Raw genomic sequence first — 23,904 nt, forward strand, 5'->3', positions numbered from 1 at the left:
GGCCCGGGGTGCGGGGTGTTGTCCGCTGCGTCCGGCGCTGTCCCCTGTCCCCTGTCTCGGGTCCGGTGTCGTGCCCGGTGCTGTCTCCCTTGTCGCGTCCGGTGTCGTGTCCGGCGTTGTCTCCGGTGCGGGCGCGAGGTCTTGTCGGCGCGGGCGCGGGCCTGGGTGTGCGCGTGGCTGTGGGGGCGGGCGCGGGCCTGGGGCTACGGGTGTACGCGTGGCCGGGGGCGTGCGCGTGGGCGTGGCTGTGGGCGTGGGTCGGGAGGTGTCCGGTCGGGCCGGCGTCCCCCGGGCCGGCCGGTGGGGTGGGTGCCTCGCGCCGCCGGGCCTGCCGGATACCGCCCCTTTCCGGTGATCTTGATGCGCTCCAGGCCGTCTTGTCCGGGAGTGCGGACCGGGGTAAACCTGACATGTTCACGCGACGGGCGGCGGCAGCGGGGGAGAACCGGCAGCCATGGGGCAACGGCGGACACTTGCGCGCGGCACCCGCGTCCTCGGGGCGCTCCTCTGCGGGCTGCTCGCGCTGACCGGGCTCGGCTGGACCGTCCGGGACCTGGCCGCCGCCGCGGAACCCGGGCACCTGTGGTGGAGCTGGGCCGGGCTGCCCGTCCGGCCGGGCGGTGATGTACCGGTCACCTCGCTCACCGACCTCTTCCTGTGCACGGTCCAGGCCGCGGCCTGCGTGACGGCACTCCGCTCGCGCCGCTCCGCCGCCGCGGCCCTCGCCGCGGCCGGGGCCGCCACGGTCGCGCTGCGCCTGCCCGGCCTGTGGATACTCCGCCGCGACGAGGTGCCGCCGTCCGGCGCCGGGCTGCGCGACGCGGCGCTGCTGACGGCCGCCGGCGGGCTCCTGCTGGGGCTGGCGCTGGTGCTCCTCGCGGCGCTGGGGCGCCGGGCCGTACCGGACGGGCCCGTGACCACCGGCCCCGAGGTGTACGTCACCTCCGGGTTCGGGCCGTTCACGCCCGGCGGCGGCTACGCGCCGCCGGTGAGCTTCGGCGCCGCCGTCGGCGGGCCGGCGGGGTACGGCGACGGTGAGCGCTCCCGGCCGCGCGGAACCGCGGTCAGGGCCGCCACCGCCGTCCTCCTCACCGCCCTCGCCGCGGCCGGTGCCGGCTGGCAGGTCCACCGGTGGCGGGAGTGGGGGAGCGACACCTACGCCCGGCAGCTCACCGGCGGCCCGCGGGAGCTGCACGCCCTGCTCCAGCCGCCCGCGGCGTGGACCGCGTGGACGGCCGTGGCGCTCGCGCTGGCCGCCGCCGTCGCCGTCGTGGCCCGCGCCGTCTCCGCACGGCCGCCGGCGGGGGCCGCGGGCGCGCTGTTCCTGCTGCTCGGGGTGGCGGCCTTCTCGGCGCAACTGCGGGTCCGGCTCTACGACCGGCTGTTCAGTCTGCCCGCCGAACAGCTGCTGGAGGTGCTGACCGGGCTGTTCCTCCTGTTCGCGGGGGCGCTCGTGCTGCTGCTGACCGCGTCCCTGCCGCGGGAGCCGTCCGGGGCGGGGGAGGCGGCCGTGCCGGCTCCGCGCGCCCTGCCGCCCGGCCCGCCACCACCCTCGCCCCGGCCGCCCGGCTGGTGAGCCACGGACGCCGGAGGGCCGGAGAGCCGCAGAGCCGCAGAGCCGCAGAGCCGCAGGGTTGCGGCGGCGGCGACGGCGGCGGCGATCGCGACGGCGGCCGGATCCGGGTGCCCGGGTGTCCGGGTGACGGCGCCCGCCACCGGCCGCGACGGCCGACGGTGGCAGCGACGACGACGCCCGTCCGCCGTCGGCAGCGACGGCGGACGGGCCCCGGGCCCGGGCGCGCCGTCAGTCCAGTCCGAGCGACCGCTTGAGGAAGTCGACCTGGAGCAGCAGCAGATTCTCGGCCACCTGCTCCTGCGGGGTCATGTGGGTGACCCCCGACAGCGGCAGCACCTCGTGCGGCCGGCCCGCGGCGAGCAGCGCGGAGGACAGCCGCAGCGTGTGCGCGGCGACCACGTTGTCGTCGGCGAGCCCGTGGATCACCATCAGCGGACGGACCTGCTCCGCCGCCCCGGACAGGCCCTTGTCGGTGACGAGGGAGTTGGCCGCGTAGGCCTCCGGCCGCTCGTCCGGGTGGCCGAGATACCGCTCCGTGTAGTGCGTGTCGTAGAGCCGCCAGTCCGTCACGGGGGCGCCCGCGACGCCCGCGTGGAACACGTCGGGGCGGCGCAGCACGGCCAGGGCCGCCAGATAGCCGCCGTACGACCAGCCGCGGATCGCGACCCGGGACAGGTCCAGCGGGAAGCGATCCGCCATCGCGTGCAGCGCCTCCACCTGGTCGTCCAGGGTGACCCCGGCGATGTCGCCCGCGACGCTCTTCTCCCAGCCGGGGGAGCGGCCCGGGGAACCGCGGCCGTCGGCGACGATCACCGCGAAGCCCTGGTCGGCGAACCACTGCGAGGTCAGATGGGCGTTCTGCGCCGCGACGACCCGCTGGCCGTGCGGGCCGCCGTACGGGTCCATCAGGACCGGGAGCGGCCCGTCGCCCTCGCGATGGCCGGTGGGCAGCAGCACGGCGCACGGGATTCGCCGTGCGCCCCCCTCCGTCAACTGTGCGCGGGCGGTGAGCACCGGGCGCTCCGCGTGCGAGGCGATCGAACCGGCGGGCTTGCCGTCCTTCAGGACGGTGACGCTCGCCCCGCTGCGCTCCGGCGAGGTGGAGGCGAGCACGGTGACCGCGCCCGCGCGCACCGCCGAATGAACCCCCACCCCCTCGGAAATCCGCTCGGTCCCCAGCTCGGTCACCCGGTGCACATGGATCTCGCCCGTCCCGGGCTCCTCGGCCTCCGGCCCGGCCGACGCCGTGACCAGCACGTCGTCGTCGGTGATGTCGAGCACCGCCCGGACGTGCAGCTGCGGGCCGGTCAGCGGGCGGTCGCCCACCACCAGCACCCGCGCCCCGCCCTCGTCCGCGATCCGCACCAGCCGCCCGTCGGGCGTCCACGCGGGCACTCCGCCGAACAACTCCAGCCACACCGGGTCCTCGTCGGCGTGCAGCATCCGGGTCCGCCCGCTGTCCGTGTCCACCGCCAGGCACAGCTGGCCGCGCTGGTCCCGGGCCTGCGCGAGCAGCAGCGGCGGCCCGGCCGCCGACCAGTGCACCCGCGCCAGATACGGATGGCGCGCCCGGTCCCACTCGACCGGCCGCGCGGCACCGTCCAGGTCCACCAGCGACAGCGTCACCTCGGCGTTGGCCGTCCCCGCCGCCGGATAGGCCACCCGGGCGGGCTCCCGCTCCGGATGCGCCGGATCCGCGATCCACCAGCGCCGCACGGGTGTGTCGTCCACCCGGGCCACCAGCAGCCGGTCGCCCTCCGGCGCCCACCAGAAACCGCGGTGCCGCCCCATCTCCTCGGCCGCCACGAACTCCGCGAGCCCGTACGTCACACCGTCGCCCTCCGGCTCGGCCAGCGCCCGGTCCCCCGACCCGTCGGCCGCCACGACCCGCAGGGCGCCCCCGGACACGTACGCGACGTGCCGACCGTCCGGCGACGGGCGCGGGTCCACCACCGGGCCGGGGACGGGCAGTTCGCGCGCCGTGCCCGCCCGCAGCTCGGCCACGAACAGCCGGCCGGACAGCGCGAACGCGGCCAGCTCGACGGCGTTGTCCACCGCGTACGCCACGACGCCCGCCGAGCCCTCCCGGCTGCGCTCCCGGCGCGCCCGCTCCTCGGCGGACAGCTCCTCGCCCCGGTCGCCGAGCAGCGCGGCGGGGTCCGCGGCGATCCGCTCGACGCCGTCGTCCACGTCGTGCACCCACAGGAGGTTCGCCCGGTCCGTACCGGAGCGCGACCGAAGGAAGACGACGCGGCCGGCGTCGGGGGAGACCGTGAAGGATCGCGGCGCGCCGAGGCTGAAGCGCTGGGTCCGCGCGTGCTGCCGCGGAAAGGAGAGCTGTCCGTCCATGGGGCCGACCCTACGTGCCCCGGAACGGCCTTCCACGGGGCGGCGCCGTCCCGGTGCGCCACGGGCGGAACGGCCCCGTCGGCGGGGCGACCCGTGCGCCCCTCCTCTGCTGCCGTGCACCCGCATATGCGTACGCACGCAAAGTTATGATCTCTTGCGCATAGTGGGTAAGTACAGCGTGGCGCCCGCCCGTTGTCGCTGTCCGCTCCCGTCCCGACCGCACGTACTTGGAGGTGAACCGCCGTGGCACTCTCGATTTCGGCGGTGGTGCTGCTGGCGATCATCGTCTTCCTGCTGGTCAAGAAATCCGGCCTGAAGGCAGGACACGCGGTGGTCTGCATGCTGCTGGGGTTCTATCTCGCGAGTTCCTCCGTGGCCCCGACCATCAGCGAGGTGACCTCGAACGTCGCCGGGATGATCGGAGGACTCAAGTTCTGACGGCTCCGGCGGGTCCGACGGGTCCGCCCGGGGGCGGCACCTGCTCGTAGGGTGTAGCCATGAACGACCCGTCCTCCCCGGGGAACCTCCCCCGGACCCGGTCCGGGGGGTCCCCCGCGCCGCTGCCCGCCCGCCGGATCCTGCTGGTGCACGCGCATCCGGACGACGAAACGATCAACAACGGCGCGACGATGGCCAAATACGCCGCCGAGGGAGCGCACGTCACCCTGGTGACCTGCACCCTCGGCGAGGAGGGCGAGGTCATCCCGCCGGAACTCGCCCATCTGGCCCCGGACCGGGAGGACGCCCTCGGCCCGTACCGGGTGGGCGAGCTGGCCGCCGCCATGGCGGAACTCGGCGTCACCGACCACCGGTTCCTCGGCGGCGAGGGCCGCTACCGCGACTCCGGCATGATGGGCCTGGCGCAGAACGACCGGCCCGATGCCTTCTGGCGGGCCGACCCCGACGAGGCCGCCGCGCACCTCGTCGAGGTGATCCGGGAGATCCGCCCGCAGGTCCTGGTCACCTACGACCCGAACGGCGGTTACGGCCACCCCGACCACATCCAGGCCCACCGGGTCGCGATGCGCGCCGCGGAGCTCGCGCCGGAGCCCGCCTTCCGCCGGGACCTCGGTGAGCCGCACACGATCGCGAAGGTCTACTGGAACTGCCTGCCCCGGTCCGCGGCCGAGGCCGGATTCGAACAGCTCCGGGCCGCCGGGCACTCCTTCGGGGGGCCGGCGAGCATGGACGACCTGCCGGGCGTCGTCGAGGACGGCGAGGTCACCGCCGTCGTCGACGGCGCACCGTACGCCGGCCGGAAGACGGCGGCGATGCGGGCGCACGCCACCCAGATCGCGGTCGACGGCCCGTTCTTCGCCCTCTCCAACGACCTCGCACAGCCGCTGTTCACCACCGAGCACTACCGGCTGGTGCGCGGCACGCCCGGACCGCGCGTGCCGGAGTCGGATCTGTTCGCCGGAATCGCCGGAATCGCCGGGCTCGACGGGCTCGACGGGCTCGACGGGCTCGACGGGACCGCGGGGACGGACGGAGCTGCCGGGACGGGCGGGGCCGCGGGGACGGACGCCGGTGCCGACGGTACGGACGGCGCCGCCGATGCGGGCAGGCCCGCCGCGACGGACGGAGCGGAGCGGTGAGCGCCGGACGGATCGCGGTGTACGCCGGCCTCGCCGTGCTCGGCGTGCTGACCGGCGTCGCGGGCGCGGTCGTCCAAGCGGCCTGGTTCCCCGGCGGTTTGCTGCTCGCGCTGCTCGGCGTCGGAGCGCTCTGCTATGGCGGCACGAAGGCCACCGGCACCCGCGTCGGAGCCGGGGCGCCGGCCGGCGGCTGGATGCTCGCCGTACTGCTGTTGACCACGGCCCGGCCGGAGGGCGATTTTCTGTTCGGGGCCGGTGTGGGCTCGTACATCTTCATGCTCGGTGGGATGCTGACCGCTGTGATGTGTGCCACGCTGCCGTCGCTGCCCCCACCGGGCCCGCGTACGCCCCGACTTGGCGAGTGACGTGCCACAAGGGAACGGTCCCTCGCGCCCCGTCCGGGTCGGTGATCCGGCGGTGGAGGGGTGCGTGCCGACGGCGGACAGTATGGTGGTGCGCGCCGCCGAGCTCCCTCGGCCTCCGGCACGGGGAGTGATCCCGGGCCGGGTCCCGAGGGGCCCAGCGCGAGTACTACGGGCGGCGGAGCCAACCGGGAGAACCTGCTTTGAGCCGTGAATCTGACACTTCGTCCTCCGGACCCCAGGGTCACGGCGGGGCCGCGTACCCCTCGGGCACCCCGCCCTACGGGACGCGGCAGTACCCGTCCCTGCACCCGCAGGGCGAGCACGACGCCCCCGAGCCCCCGGACGCCGGAGAGGCCCCGAAGCCGGAGGAGCCGAAAACCGAGACGACGCTGACCACCCGGGTCAGAATCAACATCCCCGGGTCCCGGCCCATCCCGCCGGTCGTCATGCGCACTCCCGTCGAGGACCGTTCGTCGGCGACCACGCCGGGCGCGTCCGGCCCGCCGGCCCCGGCCGGCACCGTCGCCGGTGCCCCGGCACACGGCGCGCCCGCGCAGCGCGACGAGGAGCCGAAGGGCGCGACCGCGTCCGCCGACCAGGGCGGCAAGCCGGCCGGCCGGAGCGGCGGCCAGGGCGGCGGGGAGAAGACCAGCGACTGGTTCGCGCCGCGCAAGCCCCCGGCGGGACCGCCGCCTTCGGCGTCGCCCGGCGGCGGCCGCGGCGGCCCGGGCCCGTCCGGTTCCGGTCCTTCCGGTCCGCCTCCGTCCGGCCCCGGTCCCTCCAGTCCGCCTCCGTCCGGGCCCGCCGGTCCCGGCGCCGGACAGCGCCGCCCCGGCGGAGCGCCCGGCCAGGACGGCCCGCCGCCCGGCGGACCCCGCCCGGGTGCCGGACAGGGCTTGGACCGGCCCGTCGCACCGCCCGCCGCGGACTTCCGCCCGGGCGCGGGCGGCGGACCCGGCACCGGCCCGGTCGCGGACTTCCGTCCCGGCGCGGGCGGCGGCCCGGGCACCGGGCCCAACCCCGTCTTCCGTCCCGGGCCCTCGGGCCCGACCACGGGTCCGGCCGAGGGCGACATGCCGCTCACGCCGCCCCCCTTCCAGCAGCAGGACGGCTCGCGGCAGCAGCCGCCCCCGCCGGGTCCGGCCGCGGGCGGTCCGCCGCCCGGCAGGTCCGCCGGGCCGTACGGCGGTGAGACGGAGTTCGGCGGCGCGGACGAGCGCGTCTCCAGCGACACCCTGGTCAGCGGGCTGCACGTGATCCCGCCGACGGGCGACTCCCCGTTCGCCCCCGGCTCGTCCGCCGACGAGGAGGCCGCTCCCCGGCCGCCCGCGCCCCCGGCGCCCGCTCCCGCGGCTCCGCCCGCGAAGAAGAAGGGCCGCCCGAAGGCCGTGCTCGCCGCCGCGGGCGTCGTCGGCGTGCTCGGTGTCGCGTACGCGGCCGGGCTGCTGCTCGACCACTCCGAGGTCCCCGCGGGCACCACCGTGCTCGGTGTCGACATCGGCGGCACCACCAAGGAAGAGGCCGTCGACACCCTCGACAAGGCGCTCGGCAAGCGTGTCGACGCGCCGCTGACGGTGGCCGTCGGCGCCGAGAAGCACCAGCTGAAGCCGTCCGTGGTGGGCCTGGATGTGGACACCGAGACGACGGTCCGGGAGGCCGCGGGGCGCGACTACAACCCGGTCTCCGTCATCGGTTCGCTCTTCGGGGGGTCCCGCGAGGCCGAGCCGGCGATCGAGACGGACAAGGAGAAGCTGACCGCGGCCCTGGAGGAGCTGGGCGGCACCGCCGAGGCGGAGAAGGACGGCAGGATCGACTTCGCCGACGGCAAGGCCGTCGCCATACCGGGCAAACCGCACAAGGCGCTCGATGTCGCGAAGTCCGTCGACGCCGTCTCCCAGGCGTACCGGACCCGCGCCGAGGGCGGCGCCAACAAAACGGTGCCGCTGCCGAGTTCGCTGCGGCAGCCGACGATCGACCAGGCCGACATCGACCGGGCGATGAAGGAGTTCGCGGAGCCCGCGATGTCCGGACTGGTCACCGTCCAGACCGACCCCGCCCACACGATCTCCTTCAGCCCGGAGAACTCGCTGCCGAAGTTCCTCTCCATGAAGGCGGTCAACGGCAAGCTCGTCGACACGTACGACCTGAAGGCCCTCAAGGCCCTCTACGGCGGTGTCTTCGACGGCGTGCTGATCGAGCGCGGCGACGGCAGCAAGAAGCCCGTCACCCCGCAGGACGTCGCGGGCGCGCTGCGCGAGGCGCTGCGGTCGACCGACCCGGCCGGGCGGATCGTCACCATCGAGACCGCGCCGCAGTAACCGCGCGGCACCCCTTCCCGGTCCGGCGGGCCCGGAGCGCGATTCCGCGCCCCGGGCCCGCCGCCGTCAGTTCAGCATCGCCCGGGCGGCCCGCGCCTGCTGCCGTACGGTCTCCGCGGCAGCCGGGTCCACGGCCTGCAGCACATCGGCGTAGTGCTCCAGCTCCCGGGCCCCGACGAGGTACGAACCGCGCCGCACGAGCAGCTGGGCGCGCTCGTGGCGCAGCCGCGCGGGATGGCTCGGCAGCAGCAGCGACAGCTCCGTGGCCCACAGCTGGACGTCGCTGCGCTCGGGGCGGGCGGCGGCCCAGGCGCGGATGTTGCCCAGCACCCGCAGCACCACGTCCAGCGGGTCGGCCGGGGCCAGCACCGACGGGTCCGGCGGTGCCCCCGTCGCGCTGGTCACCAGCAGTTCGGCGTCGGCCCGGTCCAGCGGCCGGCCGGCCGCGAAGGGGTCCGCCAGCACGAGTCCGTCCGGCGCGGCCGGATCACCGAAGCCGACGACGAAGTGGCCGGGCAGCGCCACACCGTGCACCGGGGCGCCCGCCCGGCGGGCCACCTCGATCCAGACGACGGACAGCAGGATCGGCAGGCCCCGGCGGCGCCGCAGCACCTCGGGCAGCAGCGAGGACTCCAGCCGCCGGTAGTCGGCCTGGGTGCCGTGGAAACCGCACTCCTCGCCGAGCAGCGCGGAGACGGCGCGCGCCCAGCCCCGGGCGCCGCCGGAGGGCGCGTACGGCAGCCGGCCGGCGAGGTCGTCCAGCTCGATCTGTGCCGCGTCGATGCCCGCCTCGCCGAGGTCCGGGTCGGCCTCCGCGGCCAGCAGCAGGCACAGCAGCGCGAGGTCGGGCCGCTCCGCGCGGGCCTCCTCGGCGAACCGCCGCCGGCTGTCGGTGGTGTCGTGCATGTCTGCCTGGTACCCGCTCAGCGGGCGTCCTCCCGCGGTGCCCGCCAGTGGTGGTACAGGTGACGGGTGGTGAAGCCGAGGCGGTCGTAGAGCGCGTTCGCGGCCCGGTTCTCCACCTCGACCTGGAGATGCGCGGCGGAGGCGCCCTCCGCCAGGGCGCGCCGGGCGAGCGCCGCCATCACCGCGCGCGCCAGTCCCCGCCGGCGCGCCGCCGGGTCGACCTCCACGGCCGAGAAGCCGGCCCAGCGCCCGTCGACCACGCACCGGCCGATGGCGGCGGGAGGCGCCCCGGCGTCGCCGGGGACGGTGGCGAACCACACCGACGGGCCGCCGCGCAGCACCGCGAGCGCCTCCGGTGAGGGCTCGGCGGAGCGCTGGTAGCGGGACATCCAGGCCGCGTCGATGTCGCGGCTGAGCCGCACCCGGCCGGTGCCGCCGCCGTCGGCCGCTCCGGTGCCGCCACCGGTGCCGGAGCCGTCTCGGGGGCGCCGGGTGCCGTTGGGCGCGCCGGCGTCCGCGTCGGGGGCCGCGTCGGCGTCCGTGTCGGCGAGCGGGGCGAGCGCCGCGGTCCGTACCCGTACGGCGACCTCGCGCGTCCAGCCCCGTCCTGCCAGTGCCTCCTCGACGGCCTCGGCCCCCGGAGCCGCCTGGAGGTACGCGGGCAGCTCCCGCTCCGCGTACCAGCCGGTGACCCGCCGCAGGGCGGTGTCGAGCGGCATGCCGGGGTCGCCGAGGGCCAGCACCGAGTTCGCGCGCCGGGTGAAGCCGCCGGAGGCCCGCAGCAGCCAGTCGCCGAGCGGCTCGCTCTCGATGGGCGGCCAGGCCCGGGCGCCCGCCCGGACGAGTTCGGCGGCGTCCGCGGCGGGGCCCCTGCGGCGGACGGGGGCGTCCGGCACGACCTTGCCCGCGACGAGCGTGTCCTCCGGGACGCGTACGGTCTCTCCCGACCTCCGGGTGATCCTCAGCACACCGGCGTCCCACGATGTGAGCACACCGACCGTGTCCGTGAACTTCTCCGCCGGGCCCGCGCCGTCGGCCAGACGCCGCACCGATACCCTTTTGCCCACGTCAGCGGCGGTGATTCGGACGACGAGTCGTCCGCCGGTGGTGAAATCCACAGCTGTGCCCGCCCCCTCCTGTTCGTGTCCGGTCCGGGAACGGAGATACTAGACGCGGGCATCGACGACGCCGCGCTCCCGCGCGCTTTTCGGCGGAGCCGACAACCGGTCCGCCGGCCCTACCGAGGAGGAACGACAGCGTGACCTACGTCATCGCGCAGCCTTGTGTCGACGTCAAGGACAAGGCGTGCATCGAGGAGTGCCCCGTCGACTGCATCTACGAGGGCTCCAGGTCCTTGTACATCCACCCGGACGAGTGCGTCGACTGCGGGGCATGCGAGCCGGTCTGCCCGGTCGAGGCGATCTTCTACGAGGACGACACTCCCGAGGAGTGGAAGGACTACTACAAGGCGAACGTCGAGTTCTTCGACGAGCTGGGTTCGCCCGGTGGCGCCTCGAAGCTCGGCCTGATCGAGCGGGACCACCCCTTCATCGCCGCGCTGCCGCCGCAGAACCAGTAGGTCCGCGGCAGCCGCAGCGCCGTTCCGGTCCCGTACGGCACCACGCCGTGCGGGACCGAGGCGTTTGACCCGCCCCGTCCGTCCCCGCCGCCCCGCCTCGTCCGTCCCGTCCCGCCCGGTCCGTTCCCCGCCCCGGTCCGCCCCGGCCCGCGGTACCGGCCGCGGCGGCGGGCCCCGCCGCACCGAGAGAAGTGAGCACCGTGCCCGGAGTCTCCGCCAGGCTTCCCGTCTTCCCCTGGGACCGGCTCGAACCGTACAAGGAGACGGCCCGGGCGCACCCCGGCGGCATCGTCGACCTGTCGGTGGGCACTCCCGTGGACCCGGTGCCCGACGTGATCCGCAAGGCCCTCACCGCCGCGTCCGACAGCCCCGGCTATCCGACGGTGTGGGGCACCGCGGCGCTGCGCGACGCCCTCACGGGCTGGGTCGGGCGGCGGCTGGGTGCCGGGGACGTGCGGCACACCGAGGTGCTGCCGGTGGTGGGTTCCAAGGAACTGGTGGCCTGGCTGCCGACCCAGCTGGGCCTGGGGCCGGGCGACAAGGTGGCCTTTCCCCGGCTGGCGTATCCGACGTACGAGGTCGGGGCGCGGCTGGCCGGTGCCGAGCCGGTCGTCTACGACGAGCCGACCGAGCTGGACCCCGAGGGCCTGCGGGTCCTCTGGCTGAACTCGCCCTCCAACCCGACCGGGCGGGTGCTCTCCGCCGGCGAGCTGCGCGCGGCGGTCGGCTGGGCGCGCGAGCACGGTGTCCTGGTGCTCAGCGACGAGTGCTATCTGGAGCTGGGCTGGGAGGCCGACCCGGTGTCCGTGCTGCACCCGGACGTGTGCGGGGGCAGCTTCGACGGGGTGGTCGCCGTGCACTCGCTGTCCAAGCGCTCCAACCTGGCCGGCTACCGCGCCGCGTTCGCCGCCGGTGACTCCGAGGTCCTGGGCGAGCTGCTGAAGATCCGCAAGCACGGCGGAATGATGGTGCCCGCGCCGGTCCAGGCGGCCACGGTGGCGGCGCTCGGGGACGACGGACACGTCACCGAGCAGCGCGCCCGGTACGCCGCGCGGCGCACGGCGCTGCGGGGCGCGCTGGAGGCCTCCGGCTTCCGGATCGAGCACAGCGAGGCGAGCCTGTACCTCTGGTCGACCCGGGACGAGCCGTGCTGGGACACGGTCGGCGCGCTCGCGGAGCGGGGTGTGCTGGTGGCCCCCGGCGACTTCTACGGCCCGGCCGGTGACCGGTTCGTACGGGTCGCGCTGACGGCGTCCGACGAACGGGTCGCGGCGGCCGTGGAGCGGCTGCGCGGCTGACAGCCACGTCTTCGGCGGGCCCCCGGGCGCTTTCCCGGCGCTTCCCGGCCCTTTCCGGTCCCTGGCCGGCGGGTGGAGGCCCGGGCGGGCGTTCCACAGCGCACGGCGGACGGCCCGGGAAGCTTTCGGGGCTTCCCGGGCCGTCCGCGTGTCAGGGGCGGGCGAGCGTTGCTCAGCCGCCGATCGGCAGACCGCCGAGCAGGCTGCCGGGGGCGCCGGTCAGACCCTGGGTGGGCAGGTTGCCCTGGGTGGTGAGGGCGTCGGTCGGCAGGCTGCCCTGCGTCAGGCTCTCGGTGGGCAGCGTGTTGCCGCCGAGGCTCTCGGTGGGCAGGCTGCTGCCGCCGGCCCGGGCGGCGGCCTCGGCGCTGTCGCCGACCAGGGTGCCGGCGGTGCCCGCGGCGTCACCGGCGGCCTTCTGCGCCGCCGGGATGGCCGTCGCGCCGACCGCGCCGACCATCTCGCCGGTCATCGGAACCGTGGCGTCGAGGGCCTGGCCGCCGGTGTCCGCCACCTGCTCGCTGGTGTTCTGCGCGGTGGTGTCGAACGTCTTGCCGAGCGTCGCGCCGTCGAGGTTGCTCACCCCGCCCAGGTCGGTGGACTGGGGGAGGTCCACGGCGTGCGCCGAGCCGGCCGCGCCGACAACGGGAGCTGCGCCCGCTGCGACCAGCAGCGCGGCGCGGGCGATCCGACGCGTGAAGGGGAGGGACATTGTGCTCCTTTGACGGAGTGGAAACGCGGGTTTCTGACGGTGTAGCTGTCCGCCGGGCGGACGCAGTGATTACCGCGTGAGGACGGGGAAGGTTGCGGACTCACCGGGTAAAGAATCGGCAATGTACCCCTGTGGAATTATCGCTTCAAAACCGACAGATGTTGCATTCCGTGGTGAATTGAAAAAACGTCACTCCCCTTGTCCCGCAAGGGAAGTGACGGATGTCCCAACAGTCTTCGAGGCACGGCCGCCCGGTGCCGCCGGACCGGCAGCGGACCCCCGTGCGAGTGATCGTCCGTACTACTGAACGGTGCTGATGAGGACCGTCCCGGAACCCGGGTCCGTCCCGCTGCCGCCCGCCGGGGAGAAACCACCGTCGGCCTCGCGCCACTCCCCGCCGGAGTCCGACGCGCTCCACACCCGGCCCGCGTACGAGACCTGGGCGATGCCCAGCTCGGAGGCGTGCGCCACCGCCCAGTGCGCCAGCTCCCAGCCGCGCCGGGCACCCCCGGCGCCGGAGCCGTCCGGCACCGGCACGCCGATCACGGGCTCCGGCCGGCTCTTCCCGGCGCCGCCGCCCTGCCCTGAGGCGTCCGCCCCGTCCGCCCGCTCCGGCCCGCCCGCGAGCACGTCCCGGCCGAAGTCCCGGCGCAGCTTCTCCCGCACCAGAGCGGGGTTCCCGGGCTCGGCGGCGCGGCCCGTCGTGCAGCTCAGGGCCTGCGGGAGGCGGCCCGTCAGCGCCGAGCTGAGCAGCGCCGCGTCCGGCTCGTGCTTGGCGTACGCCTGCGGATAGCCGCTGCGCTGCACCTTCTGCGCCGCCACGGTCAGCGGCAGCCGGGAGTAGCCGGGGACCTCGACCAGGTGGTCGTAGAACTTCCCGGCCGCGTACACCGGGTCCATGATCTCCTCGACGGTTCCCCAGCCCTGGGTCGGGCGCTGCTGGAACAGACCCACCGAATCCCGGTCGCCGTAGTCGATGTTGCGCAGCCCGGACTCCTGCATGGCGGTCGCCAGCGCGATGGTGACGGCCCGCTCCGGCAGCCCCCGGGAGGAGCCGACCGCCTCGATGGTGGCGGCGTTCACGGCCTGTTCCGGGTCGAGTTCGTAACGGGAGCCGTCCTTGCCGTCGCCCCGCACCGTGCACCGGGGCGCCCCCGGACCGGCCGAGGAGAAGTGCACCACCAGATAACCGGCCAGGGCGAGCAGCACGGCACAGGCCGCGAGGGCGCGCAGCAGACGGCCGCGAAGGGCAGAGGACGTGGTCTTTCGGGGCACGCGCACACGGTACCGGGCGACCGCCGGGCCGTACGGCCGACCGGTTAGGGTCACGGCATGGAACAGCCCACACTCGACCTGTCCCTGGACGCCGCCACGCTCACCGCCCGCCTGGTGGACATCCCGTCCCCGAGCGGCCAGGAGAAGGCCCTGGCCGACGCGGTCGAGTCGGCCCTGCGTGCCCTGCCGCACCTCACCGTCGACCGGTACGGGAACAACGTCGTCGCCCGGACGAACCTCGGGCGCCCGGAGCGGGTCGTCCTCGCGGGGCACCTCGACACCGTGCCCATCGCGGACAACGTGCCCTCCCGGCTGGACGAGGACGGGGTGCTGTGGGGCTGCGGTACCTGCGACATGAAGTCGGGCGTCGCCGTCCAGCTGCGGATCGCCGCCACCGTCCCCGAGCCCAACCGCGACCTGACGTTCGTCTTCTACGACCAGGAAGAGGTCGCCGCGCACCTCAACGGTCTCGGCCATGTCGCCGAGGCCCGCCCCGACTGGCTGGACGGGGACTTCGCGGTGCTCCTCGAACCCTCCGACGCCGAGGTCGAGGGCGGCTGCCAGGGCACCCTGCGGGTCCTGCTGCGCACCGAGGGCGAGCGGGCCCACTCCGCCCGCTCCTGGATGGGGTCCAACGCGATCCACGCCGCCGCGCCGATCCTGGAGCGGCTGGCGGCGTACCGGCCGCGGCGGGCCGTGATCGACGGCCTCGAATACCGCGAGGGCCTGAACGCCGTCGGCATCGAGGGCGGCGTGGCCACCAATGTCATCCCCGACTCCTGCACGGTGACCGTCAACTTCCGTTACGCCCCGGACCGGAGCGAGGAGGAGGCGGTGGCGCACGTCCGCGAGGTCTTCGCGGACTGCGGCGTGGCCGAGTTCACCGTCGCCGACCACACGGGCGGCGCGCTGCCGGGCCTGTCCCACCCCGCCGCCGCGGCGTTCATGGAGGCGGTCGGGGGCCGGGCGCTGCCCAAGTTCGGCTGGACGGACGTCTCGCGGTTCAGCGCGCTGGGCGTCCCGGCCGTCAACTACGGCCCCGGGGCGTCGCTGCTCGCGCACAAGCGGGACGAGCGGGTGCTCGCCTCGCGGATCAACCACTGCGAGGACCGGCTCCGGGCCTGGCTGACGTCCTGAGCCCCGGGCCCCGCCCCCCGCGGCCCGGGTGCCCGTCCCGCCGAAGCCGCCCGTCCCGCCGCAGTTCCCCTCTCCGTAACGTCCGGAGGCTTAGGCTGATCAGCGAAGATCCTCCCGCCCGGGGCACAAGGGCGGGGAGGATGTCCCCTGCGGAAGGAGCTGCCGTGACGAACGCCGAGGAAGCGCGGGCCCGCGGAGAGCAGCGGATGGGACCGGTGACGCGCCGGCGCGGCATGGTCCAGCCGACGACGACCGACCAGCGGCTGCTCGACTCGCCCCAGGGGCCGACGGAGTGGGTGCACCAGGACCCGTGGCGGGTCATGCGCATCCAGTCGGAGTTCGTCGAGGGCTTCGGCACTCTCGCGGAACTCCCCCCGGCCATCAGCGTCTTCGGCTCCGCCCGGATCCCGGTCGGCTCCGAGGACTACGAGCACGGGGTGCGGGTCGGCCGGGCGCTGGCCGAGGCCGGTTTCGCCGTCATCACCGGCGGCGGCCCCGGCGCGATGGAGGCGGCGAACAAGGGCGCGTGCGAGGCGGGCGGCGTCTCCGTGGGCCTCGGCATCGAGCTGCCCTTCGAACAGGGGCTCAACGAGTACGTCGACATCGGCGTGAACTTCCGCTACTTCTTCGTCCGCAAGACGATGTTCGTGAAGTACGCGCGGGGCTTCGTCGTGCTGCCGGGCGGGCTCGGCACGCTGGACGAGCTGTTCGAGGCGCTGACCCTGGTGCAGACCCGCAAGGTCACCCGCTTCCCGATCGTCCTGTTCGGTACGTCGTACTGGAAGGGCCTGGTCGACTGGGTGGAGAGCACCCTCATCGGCTCGGGCCGGGCGGCCGAGAAGGACCTGGAGCTGTTCCACCTCACCGACGACGTCGACGAGGCCGTGGCCCTGGTCAGCAAGGAGACCGGGCAGAACTGACGGCGGCCCGGGGGCTGCCGGGGGCGGGGCACCGGGGAGCGGGGCCCGCGCCGGGGCGGGGTTTCGCGCCGGGGCTGGTGGTTCGCGCCGGGGTCCGGCGGGTGCCGGGGTCCACGGGTCCCCGGGTCCGGCGGGTGCCGGGGTCCCGGCCGGTGCGGCCGGATCTCCGCGGCCGTCGCGGAGATCCGGCGGTCGGCTCCCGGCCGGTTCCCGGTCGGCTTCCGAGGGGGCCTAGGCGAGTCCGCGGCGGGCCACGGCCGGCGGCCGGTCGCCCGCGATGGACGCGACCATGTCGAGCACCTGGCGGGTCTCCGCGACCTCGTGCACCCGGTAGACCCGGGCGCCCAGCCACGCCGACACCGCCGTCGTCGCCAGCGTGCCGGTGAGCCGCTGCTTGACCGGCTGGTCGAGCGTCTCGCCGACGAAGTCCTTGTTGGACAGCGAGACGAGCACGGGCCAGCCCGTGGCCGTCATCTCGCCCAGCCGGCGGGTGGCCTCCAGCGAGTGCCGGGTGTTCTTCCCGAAGTCGTGACCCGGGTCGATGAGGATCGCGTCGCGGCGCACGCCCAGCTCCGCGGCGCGCTCCGCGAGACCGGTGGTGACCCGCAGGATGTCGGCCATCACGTCCTCGTACCCGACGCGGTGCGGGCGGGTACGGGGCTCCGCGCCGCCCGCGTGTGTGCAGACGAGCCCCGCGCCCCGGCGGGCCGCCACCTCCGCCAGCCGCGGATCCACGCCGCCCCACGCGTCGTTGAGGAGATCCGCGCCCGCCTCGCAGACGGCCTCTCCCACCTCGTGCCGCCAGGTGTCGACACTGATCACCACGTCCGGGTGGCGCCGCCGCACCTCGGCCACGAAGCCGACCGTGCGCCGCGCCTCCTCCTCGGCGGACACCTCGTCGCCGGGGCCCGCCTTGACACCGCCTATGTCGATGATCGCGGCGCCCTCGGCCACCGCCCGCTCGACCCGGGCCAGGGCCGGCTCGTCCCGGAAGGTCGAGCCCTGGTCGTAGAACGAGTCGGGCGTCCGGTTCACGATCGCCATGATCACCGGCTCGTGTTCGCCGAACTCGCGGGTCCCCAGCCGCAGCACCACACACCTCCTCAGGGCCGCCCGGACGGGCGGCGGGCACCGTCCGCGGCGGACGGCTGCCATGTCGGCGGGCCACCCGCCCCGGCGGTCCCGGGAGTCACGGTGGCCCGCACCGACCTTAATCGCCCGCAGCCGCGCGGCCACGGCGGCGGCGCGGACACCGCCCGGGGCGGCCGGGGCGCGGGTTCCGGGTGGTGCCGGGCCGGTGCCCGGACCGCTTGTCGGCGGGGCGTGGCACGATCGTCCTCTGACGTCCGGGCTGACGGACTGTACGGACTACGGGAGATGGTCGTGTTCTGGTTCTTGCTCATCGCACTCGTCGCGGTGGTCGCCGCGGTGACGCTGGCCGTGGTCGGCGGCGACGACGGAGCGGCGCTGCCGGAGGCGCAGCCGGACCGGCTGTACGACCCGCTGCCCGCCTCCCGGCCGCTGGGCCGCGCGGACGTGGAGACCGTGCGCTTCGCGGTCGTCCCGCGCGGTTACCGCATGGCCGACGTCGACGACGTGCTCGGCCGGCTCGGCGCCGAACTCGCCGAGCGGGACGCCCGGATCGCCGAGCTGGAATCGGCGCTGGCGGGAGCGCAGGCCGCCGCGCTGGGCGGGCCGGACCTGCTCCGCGAGGGCGGCGTCGCGCGCGGTTCGGACAACGGAGCGCCGGGACCGGCGGCCGGGGCGACCGCCACCGGGGACGCGCGGACCGGTGCGGAGGGCGCGGGTCCGGCCGGGCGGGAGCCCGGCGGGACGAAGGGCGCGGCGGGCTCCGGCGGACACACCGCCCCGAGCACCCCGGATGTAGCGGATGTTACGGACTTTACGGACAGAGGGATGGTGGACCGGGATATTGCGGACGGGGACGCCACGGGCAGGCGGGGCACCGACAGGCAGGCGACGGACCGGCAGGCAACGGACCGGGACGGAGGCGCCGCCGCGGGAGACGCGGCTGCCGGGCACGCTGCCGACGCCGCCGCCCGGGGCGCCGCCTCGGAGGACCGGCCCGGGCCGGACGCCGGGCCGGGGGCGGACTCCGCCCGCGGCCGGGGCGCCGCGGGCGGCCGGAGCGCGGACGGGTTCACGGACCGGGAGGGGACCGGAGGCGGGGAGCCCGGAGCGCACGGCGTTCCGGGTGCCGTCACCGGCGGTCCGGCGGACGGGAGGGATTCCGCGCACGCGAGCGGCGGCCCGGCGGAGGGGACGCGTCCCGCGGACGGGACCGGAGCCGCGGACCCGGACGGATCCGGGCAGCGGGACGACGAGGCCCGGGACCGGCGTCCCGGCACGCACGGACGGCCCGCGGCGGGCGACGGAGGGCAGGCATGACCGGGCCCGCTTCCGAACCCGCGCCGCAGGGCGGCCCGCTGCCCGGCCCGGACGGGCTGCCGCGCTGCCCCTGGGGTCTCTCGGCCGAGGAGTACGTCGCCTACCACGACAACGAGTGGGGCCGCCCGGTGCGCGGTGACGACGCGCTCTTCGAGCGGTTGTGCCTGGAGGCCTTCCAGTCCGGGCTGTCCTGGCTCACCATCCTCCGCCGCCGCGAGGGGTTCCGGGCCGCGTTCGAGGGCTTCCGGATCGCGGCGGTCGCCGAGTTCACCGAGCAGGACGTCGAGCGGCTGCTGACCGACACCCGGATCATCCGGAACCGGGCGAAGATCGAGGCGGCGGTGGGCAACGCCCGGGTCGCGGCCGGCTGGCCGGAGGGGGAGCTGGACCGGCTGATCTGGTCGTACGCCCCGGACGCGGAGGGCCGGGAGGCGCCGCGCGGCCTCGGGGACGTGCCCGCGACGACTCCCGAGTCGAAGGCGCTCGCCAAGGAACTCAAGAAGCGTGGCTTCCGGTTCGTCGGGCCGACGACGGCGTACGCGCTGATGCAGGCGTGCGGCCTGGTGAACGACCATCTCGCGGACTGCACGGCGAGGAGCCTCGGGCGGGTGTGAACGCCCCGGGCGGCGCGGCCGGGACACCGGAGCCGGGCCCGGCGTTCCGGGGCGCGGCCCGCGCCGGTACCGGCGGTCGTCCCTGCGGGCCGGGAGGGCGGTTGCGCCGGGAGCGCGGCAGCGATCCGGTGCCGCGATCCGGTGCTGGGGCCCGGTGCAGGGAATCCGGTGCAGGACCCGGTTCAGGGCCCGTCCCCGGCGACCGGTTTCGGGGGCCGGCTCCGGGCCCCGGGGCAGCGACCCCGTTCAGCGGCCGAGGTAGCGGGGCTGCCCCTTCTTCACGAAGGCGTCCACGGCGATCCGGTGGTCCTCCGACGCCCCGGCGCGGGCCTGGAGTTCCTCCTCCTTGGCGAGTGTCTCGGTGAAGGAGTGGCAGGACCCGTGATCCAGCGACTCCTTGACGGCCGCGTAGGCGACGGTCGGCCCGGACGCCAGCCGGCGGGCCACCGCCTCCGCCTCGGCCGCCAGTTCGTCCTCCGGGACGACCCGGTTGACCATGCCCAGCTCCAGTGCCTCCGCCGCGCCCACATTGCGCGGGAAGAGCAGCAGGTCCGAGGCACGCCCGCGGCCGATCAGCCGGGGCAGCGTCCAGGAGACGCCCGAGTCGGCGGTGAGCGCGACCCCGGTGAAGGAGGTGTTGAACGAGGCGGTGGCGGCCGCGATCCGGTAGTCGGCGGCGAAGGCGAAACCGGCCCCGGCGCCCGCCGCGACACCGTTGACCCCGGCCACCACGGGCTTCGGCATCTCCGCGATGGCGGTGGCGATCGGGTTGTAGTGCTCCCGCACGGTGTCCATGGTCCGGCCGGTGCCGGACGTGCGGTCGGCCTCGAGCAGCTTGACGTGCTCCTTGAGGTCCTGCCCGACGCAGAAGGCGCGTCCCGTGCCGGTGAGCAGGACGGCGCGTACGGCCGGGTCCGCCGCGGCCTCGCGCAGGGCGTCCCGCAACGCCTCCTTCAGCTCGGTGTCGAGGGCGTTCATGGCGTGGGGACGGTTCAGCGTGATCGTCGCGAGCCCGTCGGTCACCTCGTGGAGCACGGTGTCGGCCATCGCCGGTATTCCTCCGTATCGGGTTGTTGCACGGCAGTGGTGCTGCGGTCCCTGGCATGGGTTTCGGTGACAGCATGTCGGAGATCGACGGGGCGGACATGCGGGCGGACATGTGACCTGCGTCAAATGGTCCGGGTGACCGGAAAGGCGGAGTGTCGCAGTTCCGCCGCCCAATTGTCGCGTTTTGCGAAAGCATGTTGCTCAAGCGATGCCGACCGAGGTTGGTCATCGGGTCCCGGCATGCGGGATAATGACCTGGAAGCAATGTGTTCGATGCCGGTGACGCTGCCTTTCATGGGGCTGTCGGCTGACTGTGAGCTGGTTTCAGGAAGGGGAACGAGCATGGCGGCCATGAAGCCGCGAACGGGTGACGGCCCGCTCGAGGTGACCAAGGAGGGGCGGGGCATCGTCATGCGCGTTCCGCTCGAAGGCGGCGGTCGTCTCGTCGTCGAGCTGACACCCGACGAGGCCGACGCGCTCGGCGACGCCCTCAAGAAGGTCGTCGGCTGAAGGCAGGGTCGCGACATTCGTAACGCTGCCCCGGCAGGCGCTGTGTACCTCGGGTACGCGGCATCCGCCGGGGCAGCGGCATGCTCCCGGGGGCTCGTCCGGTGGCGGCGCGACCTCGGGACCCGATGCCGGGAGCGGGGAAAGGGCGTGCTGGGGCGTGGGGCCGGGCGGGAGCAGTGGTGTGCGGGGCCGGGCGGGAGCAGGGTGTGAGGGGGCCGGGCGGGAGCGTGCGCACCGCGGGCCGTCCCGGCGGCCGCCGGGACGCGGGTCAGCGGTCGCGCTTGACCGCGCAGAGCAGGCCGTCGCCGACCGGCAGCAGCGACGGGAGCAGCAGCTGGGACTCCCGTACGGTCCGCAGCAGCTCCCGCAGCCGCTGGACCTCGGCGGGCGGGGCCGAGGCGTCGACGGTGCGGCCGTCGGCGAAGATTCCCTCGAAGGCCACCAGGCCGCCCGGGCGCAGCAGCCGCAGCGACTCGCCCAGATAGTCGAGGTATTCCGTACGGTCGCCGTCGCAGAAGACGAGGTCGTAGCCGCCGTCGGCGAGGCGCGGCAGCACGTCGAGCGCGCGGCCCGGGATGAAACGCGCGCGGTTGCCGGCGAAGCCCGCGGTCCGGAAGGCCTGCCGGGCGAACTGCTGGCACTCGGGTTCGATGTCGACCGTGGTGAGGACTCCGTCGGCGCGCATGCCGTGCAGCAGGTGGAGGCCGGAGACGCCGGTCCCGGTGCCGATCTCGGCTATGGCCTTGGCGCCCGCCGTCGCGGCAAGCAGCCGCAGAGCGGCGCCGGTGCCGGCCGACACCGAGCGAAGCCCCGCCTCACGGGCCCGTTCCCGGGCCCAGTGCAGCGCCTCGTCCTCGGCGACGAACGCATCGGCGAACGCCCAGCTCGTCTGCCGGTTGCCGGTAATGGCCCTCTCCTGTCCCCGTGAGTCCACGCAACGGTGACTGTATCCGTTGCCTCCGGGAACCTGCCGATGGGACCGGACGTTAAGTCCGCGGGGACGGGGTGACGGAACGGGGGAGCGGTGAATAAAAAGAGGGTCAAAGATGCTTATCCGGAGCTAACGGGCGAGGCGGATATGGTAGGGGCTCTACTGGACACCACCAGAGCTGACAGGGGAGGTGCGGCTTCAGCCGGTGACCGGGGAGTGCTCAGCCGCTTCCGCAGGTCCGCCGGTGAGCCGAAATCCGTGACCGACACCGCTGACCGATCCACCCCGGCCGCCGAATCCACCGCGACCTTCTCGAGCACGGCGTCGTTCGGCGGGGAAGGGGACGCGCCCGCGTGGACGCCTCCCACATGGGAGGAGATCGTCAGCACCCACAGCGCGCGGGTCTACCGCCTGGCCTACCGGCTCACGGGCAACCAGCACGACGCCGAGGACCTCACCCAGGAGGTCTTCGTACGGGTCTTCCGCTCCCTGTCGACCTACACCCCCGGCACCTTCGAGGGCTGGCTGCACCGGATCACCACGAATCTCTTCCTGGACATGGTCCGCCGCCGGCAGCGCATCCGCTTCGACGCCCTCGGGGACGACGCCGCCGAGCGGCTCCCCAGCCGTGAGCCCTCCCCGCAGCAGCATTTCCACGACGCGCACTTCGACGCCGACGTGCAGCAGGCGCTGGACACCCTGGCACCGGAGTTCCGCGCGGCCGTGGTGCTCTGTGACATCGAGGGCCTGTCGTACGAGGAGATCGCCGCGACCCTCGGCGTGAAGCTCGGCACCGTGCGCAGCCGTATCCACCGGGGCCGCTCGCATCTGCGCAAGGCCCTCCAGCACCGGGCGCCGGCCGCCCGTGCGGAGGAGCAGGCGTTCGCCGGCGCGGGCACCGCCGGTGCGAACGGCGGCCGTGAAGGAGAGGTCGGGACGGCGTGACCGGATCCGACCGTACGAGCCACGCCGAGCAGCATCTGGGCGACCGACTCGCCGCGCTGGTCGACGGAGAGCTCGGCCACGACACGCGGGAACGGGTGCTCGCCCACCTCGCGACCTGCTGCAAGTGCAAGGCCGAGGCCGACGCACAGCGGCGGCTCAAGAGCGTCTTCGCCGAGAGCGCGCCCCCGCCGCCCTCCGAGGGCCTGCTCGCCCGGCTCCAGGGCCTGCCGGGCGGTGACGGCCGCCGCGACGACCCCTTCGGCGGCCCGGGCGGCCCCGACAGCTTCGGCGGCTTCGGCGGCGGGCTGCCCGGCGGCCGGAACTCCGTCAGCTATCTCCCCGGCGGCCGGGACCACCGGGCGCGGGCCGTGACGGACGTCGTCGGCGCCGTCCGGCAGAGCGGATTCCGCATCCATGACACCGGGCGCTTCCCCGGTGCCGCCGCCGTGCAGCGGGGCAACGCCCAGCGCGGGCGCCGCTTCGCGTTCGCCGCGGCCGGTGCCGTGTCGCTGGCGGCGCTGGCCCTCGGCGGCGCGCTGCCGCTGGAGGCGGCCGTGGAGACGGCGTCGAAGCGCAGCGAGGGCGCCGGCCCCGCCACCACCCCGATCCGCGCGACCCCCGCCGGGAACACCGAGGTGTTCGCCGGGCCGGCCGGCGAGGACACCGCCCGCTCCGGCGGCGCCCGGAGCACCGGCGGCCGGTCCGCCCCGGTTCCCACCGCCACGACCCACCCGCAGCCGATCTCGTTGATGCTGCCTGCGGGCGCCGTGATCTCCCCGCTGATCGCCTGGCCCGCGGCCGGGCGGGGCGGAGCCTCCGCCGACATGTTCCTCTCCGAGAAGCCGGCATCCCCGGCCCCGACGGTGCACGCGGCGCCCTCGGCCCCCCGCGAAGCGGCCGGGAACCGGGCCGCGCCGCTGGTCGGAGCCTCGGGCGTGCCCGTCTCGCCGCCGCTCGGCGGGCGCTGACCGGCGGCCGGTGCCGGGCACACTCCTTCGCCCGCCGGTGCGGAACTGGTTGAATCGCCCGCAAGGTTGAACCGCCCGAGAGGGCGAGCGGCCCGCGCCGCGGGCGAACAATGGGGAGAGCATGGACGAGGGGAAGGCCACCGGGCCGAGGGCGACATGGTGGAGCCGGCCGCATCGGGGCCCGGCCGCCCGGGCCGGGAAGCCCGGCGCGGCACCGCAGGAAGCCGGGGCAGCCACCGGTGCTCCCGGGGACCGGCCCGCCACAGGCGCGGAGACGGAGGCCGCCGAGACCCCGTCCGGCGGGGCGGCGTCCACGGGTGCCGTACCGGCCGGGCCGGCATCCGGCGGGACCGGAACGGGGACCGCGACCGGGCCTGGTGCGGGGCCGGGGTCCGGGTCCGGGGGCGCGCCACAGGCCTCCGGTACGCCGCCGGAGTCCGCGAGGCCGCA

General features: G+C 75.3%; 21 protein-coding genes and 1 pseudogene. 14 read left to right on the top strand and 8 right to left on the bottom strand.

Annotation, left to right across the window (positions count from 1 at the left end; all coding sequences use genetic code 11):
- Positions 1–454: 454 nt before the first annotated feature.
- Positions 455–1,576, top strand: coding sequence for a hypothetical protein (locus GCU69_RS03895; protein ID WP_098755068.1), 1,122 nt, complete (start codon positions 455–457; stop codon positions 1,574–1,576).
- Between the two features lie 228 nt (positions 1,577–1,804).
- Here the strand turns inward: GCU69_RS03895 and GCU69_RS03900 are convergent, their stop codons facing one another.
- A complete protein-coding gene (locus GCU69_RS03900) occupies positions 1,805–3,925 on the bottom strand; it encodes a S9 family peptidase (protein ID WP_156205131.1) in 2,121 nt (706 codons plus the stop codon).
- Positions 3,926–4,168: 243 nt separating this feature from the next.
- Here GCU69_RS03900 and GCU69_RS03905 point away from each other — a divergent pair, with 243 nt between their 5' ends.
- From GCU69_RS03905 to GCU69_RS03920, 4 genes are all read left to right on the top strand, one after another.
- Complete coding sequence (locus tag GCU69_RS03905) at positions 4,169–4,363, top strand: DUF2304 family protein (protein ID WP_098755070.1); 195 nt, start codon at positions 4,169–4,171, stop codon at positions 4,361–4,363.
- Between the two features lie 59 nt (positions 4,364–4,422).
- Positions 4,423–5,523: an N-acetyl-1-D-myo-inositol-2-amino-2-deoxy-alpha-D-glucopyranoside deacetylase gene (gene mshB, locus GCU69_RS03910; RefSeq protein ID WP_156205132.1), complete on the top strand. Its 1,101-nt coding sequence runs from the start codon at positions 4,423–4,425 to the stop codon at positions 5,521–5,523.
- Positions 5,520–5,888: a DUF6113 family protein gene (locus tag GCU69_RS03915; RefSeq protein ID WP_156205133.1), complete on the top strand. Its 369-nt coding sequence runs from the start codon at positions 5,520–5,522 to the stop codon at positions 5,886–5,888. Before mshB ends, GCU69_RS03915 begins: the two co-directional genes overlap by 4 nt.
- A gap of 200 nt (positions 5,889–6,088) precedes the next feature.
- Positions 6,089–8,206, top strand: a complete 2,118-nt coding sequence (locus tag GCU69_RS03920) for a peptidoglycan binding domain-containing protein (RefSeq protein ID WP_156205134.1) — start codon at positions 6,089–6,091, stop codon at positions 8,204–8,206.
- Positions 8,207–8,272: 66 nt separating this feature from the next.
- Here the strand turns inward: GCU69_RS03920 and GCU69_RS03925 are convergent, their stop codons facing one another.
- A complete protein-coding gene (locus GCU69_RS03925; protein ID WP_098755074.1) occupies positions 8,273–9,112 on the bottom strand; it encodes a transglutaminase family protein in 840 nt (279 codons plus the stop codon).
- Positions 9,113–9,129: 17 nt separating this feature from the next.
- Positions 9,130–10,230, bottom strand: a complete 1,101-nt coding sequence (locus GCU69_RS03930; RefSeq protein WP_098755075.1) for a GNAT family N-acetyltransferase — start codon at positions 10,228–10,230, stop codon at positions 9,130–9,132.
- Between the two features lie 140 nt (positions 10,231–10,370).
- Between GCU69_RS03930 and fdxA the strand changes: the two genes are divergently transcribed.
- The gene (gene fdxA, locus GCU69_RS03935; RefSeq protein WP_018089397.1) at positions 10,371–10,691 is read left to right on the top strand and encodes a ferredoxin; all 321 of its coding nucleotides are present in this window, start codon (positions 10,371–10,373) and stop codon (positions 10,689–10,691) included.
- 200 nt (positions 10,692–10,891) lie between these two features.
- Positions 10,892–11,989: a succinyldiaminopimelate transaminase gene (gene dapC / locus GCU69_RS03940; protein ID WP_098755076.1), complete on the top strand. Its 1,098-nt coding sequence runs from the start codon at positions 10,892–10,894 to the stop codon at positions 11,987–11,989.
- Positions 11,990–12,161: 172 nt separating this feature from the next.
- Here the strand turns inward: dapC and GCU69_RS03945 are convergent, their stop codons facing one another.
- Entirely contained in the window at positions 12,162–12,698 is a 537-nt protein-coding gene (locus tag GCU69_RS03945; RefSeq protein WP_098755077.1) for an ATP-binding protein, read from the bottom strand.
- A 300-nt stretch (positions 12,699–12,998) separates the two neighbouring features.
- Positions 12,999–13,973: a hypothetical protein gene (locus GCU69_RS03950; RefSeq protein WP_098755080.1), complete on the bottom strand. Its 975-nt coding sequence runs from the start codon at positions 13,971–13,973 to the stop codon at positions 12,999–13,001.
- A 57-nt stretch (positions 13,974–14,030) separates the two neighbouring features.
- Here GCU69_RS03950 and dapE point away from each other — a divergent pair, with 57 nt between their 5' ends.
- Both dapE and GCU69_RS03960 read left to right on the top strand, forming a co-directional pair.
- A complete protein-coding gene (gene dapE / locus GCU69_RS03955) occupies positions 14,031–15,110 on the top strand; it encodes a succinyl-diaminopimelate desuccinylase (RefSeq protein WP_098755078.1) in 1,080 nt (359 codons plus the stop codon).
- Positions 15,111–15,250: 140 nt separating this feature from the next.
- Positions 15,251–16,030 carry an LOG family protein gene (locus tag GCU69_RS03960; protein ID WP_098755079.1) on the top strand — a complete coding sequence of 260 codons (780 nt, stop codon included), beginning with the start codon at positions 15,251–15,253 and terminating at the stop codon, positions 16,028–16,030.
- A 231-nt stretch (positions 16,031–16,261) separates the two neighbouring features.
- Here the strand turns inward: GCU69_RS03960 and folP are convergent, their stop codons facing one another.
- A complete protein-coding gene (gene folP, locus GCU69_RS03965; RefSeq protein WP_176604518.1) occupies positions 16,262–17,074 on the bottom strand; it encodes a dihydropteroate synthase in 813 nt (270 codons plus the stop codon).
- Between the two features lie 333 nt (positions 17,075–17,407).
- Here folP and GCU69_RS33425 point away from each other — a divergent pair.
- Positions 17,408–17,824 (top strand): annotated as a pseudogene (locus GCU69_RS33425) (DivIVA domain-containing protein); the annotation flags it as partial.
- 611 nt (positions 17,825–18,435) lie between these two features.
- Positions 18,436–19,053 carry a DNA-3-methyladenine glycosylase I gene (locus GCU69_RS03975; protein ID WP_156205136.1) on the top strand — a complete coding sequence of 206 codons (618 nt, stop codon included), beginning with the start codon at positions 18,436–18,438 and terminating at the stop codon, positions 19,051–19,053.
- Positions 19,054–19,299: 246 nt separating this feature from the next.
- On the opposite strand, the gene chcB is transcribed toward GCU69_RS03975, so the two are convergent.
- Positions 19,300–20,100 (bottom strand): 2-cyclohexenylcarbonyl CoA isomerase, encoded by an 801-nt coding sequence (chcB, locus tag GCU69_RS03980; protein WP_156205137.1) that lies wholly within the window; start codon positions 20,098–20,100, stop codon positions 19,300–19,302.
- 342 nt (positions 20,101–20,442) lie between these two features.
- Between chcB and GCU69_RS03985 the strand changes: the two genes are divergently transcribed.
- Entirely contained in the window at positions 20,443–20,610 is a 168-nt protein-coding gene (locus tag GCU69_RS03985; RefSeq protein ID WP_003966491.1) for a DUF3117 domain-containing protein, read from the top strand.
- Between the two features lie 268 nt (positions 20,611–20,878).
- Here the strand turns inward: GCU69_RS03985 and GCU69_RS03990 are convergent, their stop codons facing one another.
- A complete protein-coding gene (locus tag GCU69_RS03990) occupies positions 20,879–21,544 on the bottom strand; it encodes an O-methyltransferase (RefSeq protein ID WP_098749922.1) in 666 nt (221 codons plus the stop codon).
- A 144-nt stretch (positions 21,545–21,688) separates the two neighbouring features.
- On the opposite strand from GCU69_RS03990, the gene sigE reads away from it, so the two are divergent.
- Together sigE and GCU69_RS04000 are read left to right on the top strand one after the other, a co-directional pair.
- Positions 21,689–22,486 carry an RNA polymerase sigma factor SigE gene (gene sigE, locus GCU69_RS03995; RefSeq protein ID WP_098749923.1) on the top strand — a complete coding sequence of 266 codons (798 nt, stop codon included), beginning with the start codon at positions 21,689–21,691 and terminating at the stop codon, positions 22,484–22,486.
- Complete coding sequence (locus GCU69_RS04000) at positions 22,483–23,454, top strand: anti-sigma factor family protein (RefSeq protein ID WP_098749924.1); 972 nt, start codon at positions 22,483–22,485, stop codon at positions 23,452–23,454. The genes sigE and GCU69_RS04000 overlap by 4 nt, the downstream gene beginning before the upstream one ends.
- The last annotated feature ends 450 nt before the right edge of the window (positions 23,455–23,904 follow it).

This window comes from Streptomyces lycii, from assembly GCF_009735685.1.
Classification (GTDB): Bacteria; Actinomycetota; Actinomycetes; order Streptomycetales; family Streptomycetaceae; genus Streptomyces; species Streptomyces lycii.

Excerpts from the sequence above, each read along its gene's own strand:
- GCU69_RS03895 (WP_098755068.1), top strand. The coding sequence starts at position 455 with ATGGGGCAACGGCGGACACTTGCGCGCGGCACCCGCGTCCTCGGGGCG.
- GCU69_RS03900 (WP_156205131.1), bottom strand. The coding sequence starts at position 3,925 with ATGGACGGACAGCTCTCCTTTCCGCGGCAGCACGCGCGGACCCAGCGC.
- mshB (WP_156205132.1), top strand. The coding sequence starts at position 4,423 with ATGAACGACCCGTCCTCCCCGGGGAACCTCCCCCGGACCCGGTCCGGG.
- GCU69_RS03925 (WP_098755074.1), bottom strand. The coding sequence starts at position 9,112 with ATGCACGACACCACCGACAGCCGGCGGCGGTTCGCCGAGGAGGCCCGC.
- GCU69_RS03945 (WP_098755077.1), bottom strand. The coding sequence starts at position 12,698 with ATGTCCCTCCCCTTCACGCGTCGGATCGCCCGCGCCGCGCTGCTGGTC.
- dapE (WP_098755078.1), top strand. The coding sequence starts at position 14,031 with ATGGAACAGCCCACACTCGACCTGTCCCTGGACGCCGCCACGCTCACC.
- GCU69_RS03960 (WP_098755079.1), top strand. The coding sequence starts at position 15,251 with ATGTCCCCTGCGGAAGGAGCTGCCGTGACGAACGCCGAGGAAGCGCGG.
- folP (WP_176604518.1), bottom strand. The coding sequence starts at position 17,074 with ATGGCGATCGTGAACCGGACGCCCGACTCGTTCTACGACCAGGGCTCG.
- GCU69_RS03975 (WP_156205136.1), top strand. The coding sequence starts at position 18,436 with ATGACCGGGCCCGCTTCCGAACCCGCGCCGCAGGGCGGCCCGCTGCCC.
- chcB (WP_156205137.1), bottom strand. The coding sequence starts at position 20,100 with ATGGCCGACACCGTGCTCCACGAGGTGACCGACGGGCTCGCGACGATC.
- GCU69_RS03985 (WP_003966491.1), top strand. The coding sequence starts at position 20,443 with ATGGCGGCCATGAAGCCGCGAACGGGTGACGGCCCGCTCGAGGTGACC.
- sigE (WP_098749923.1), top strand. The coding sequence starts at position 21,689 with ATGGTAGGGGCTCTACTGGACACCACCAGAGCTGACAGGGGAGGTGCG.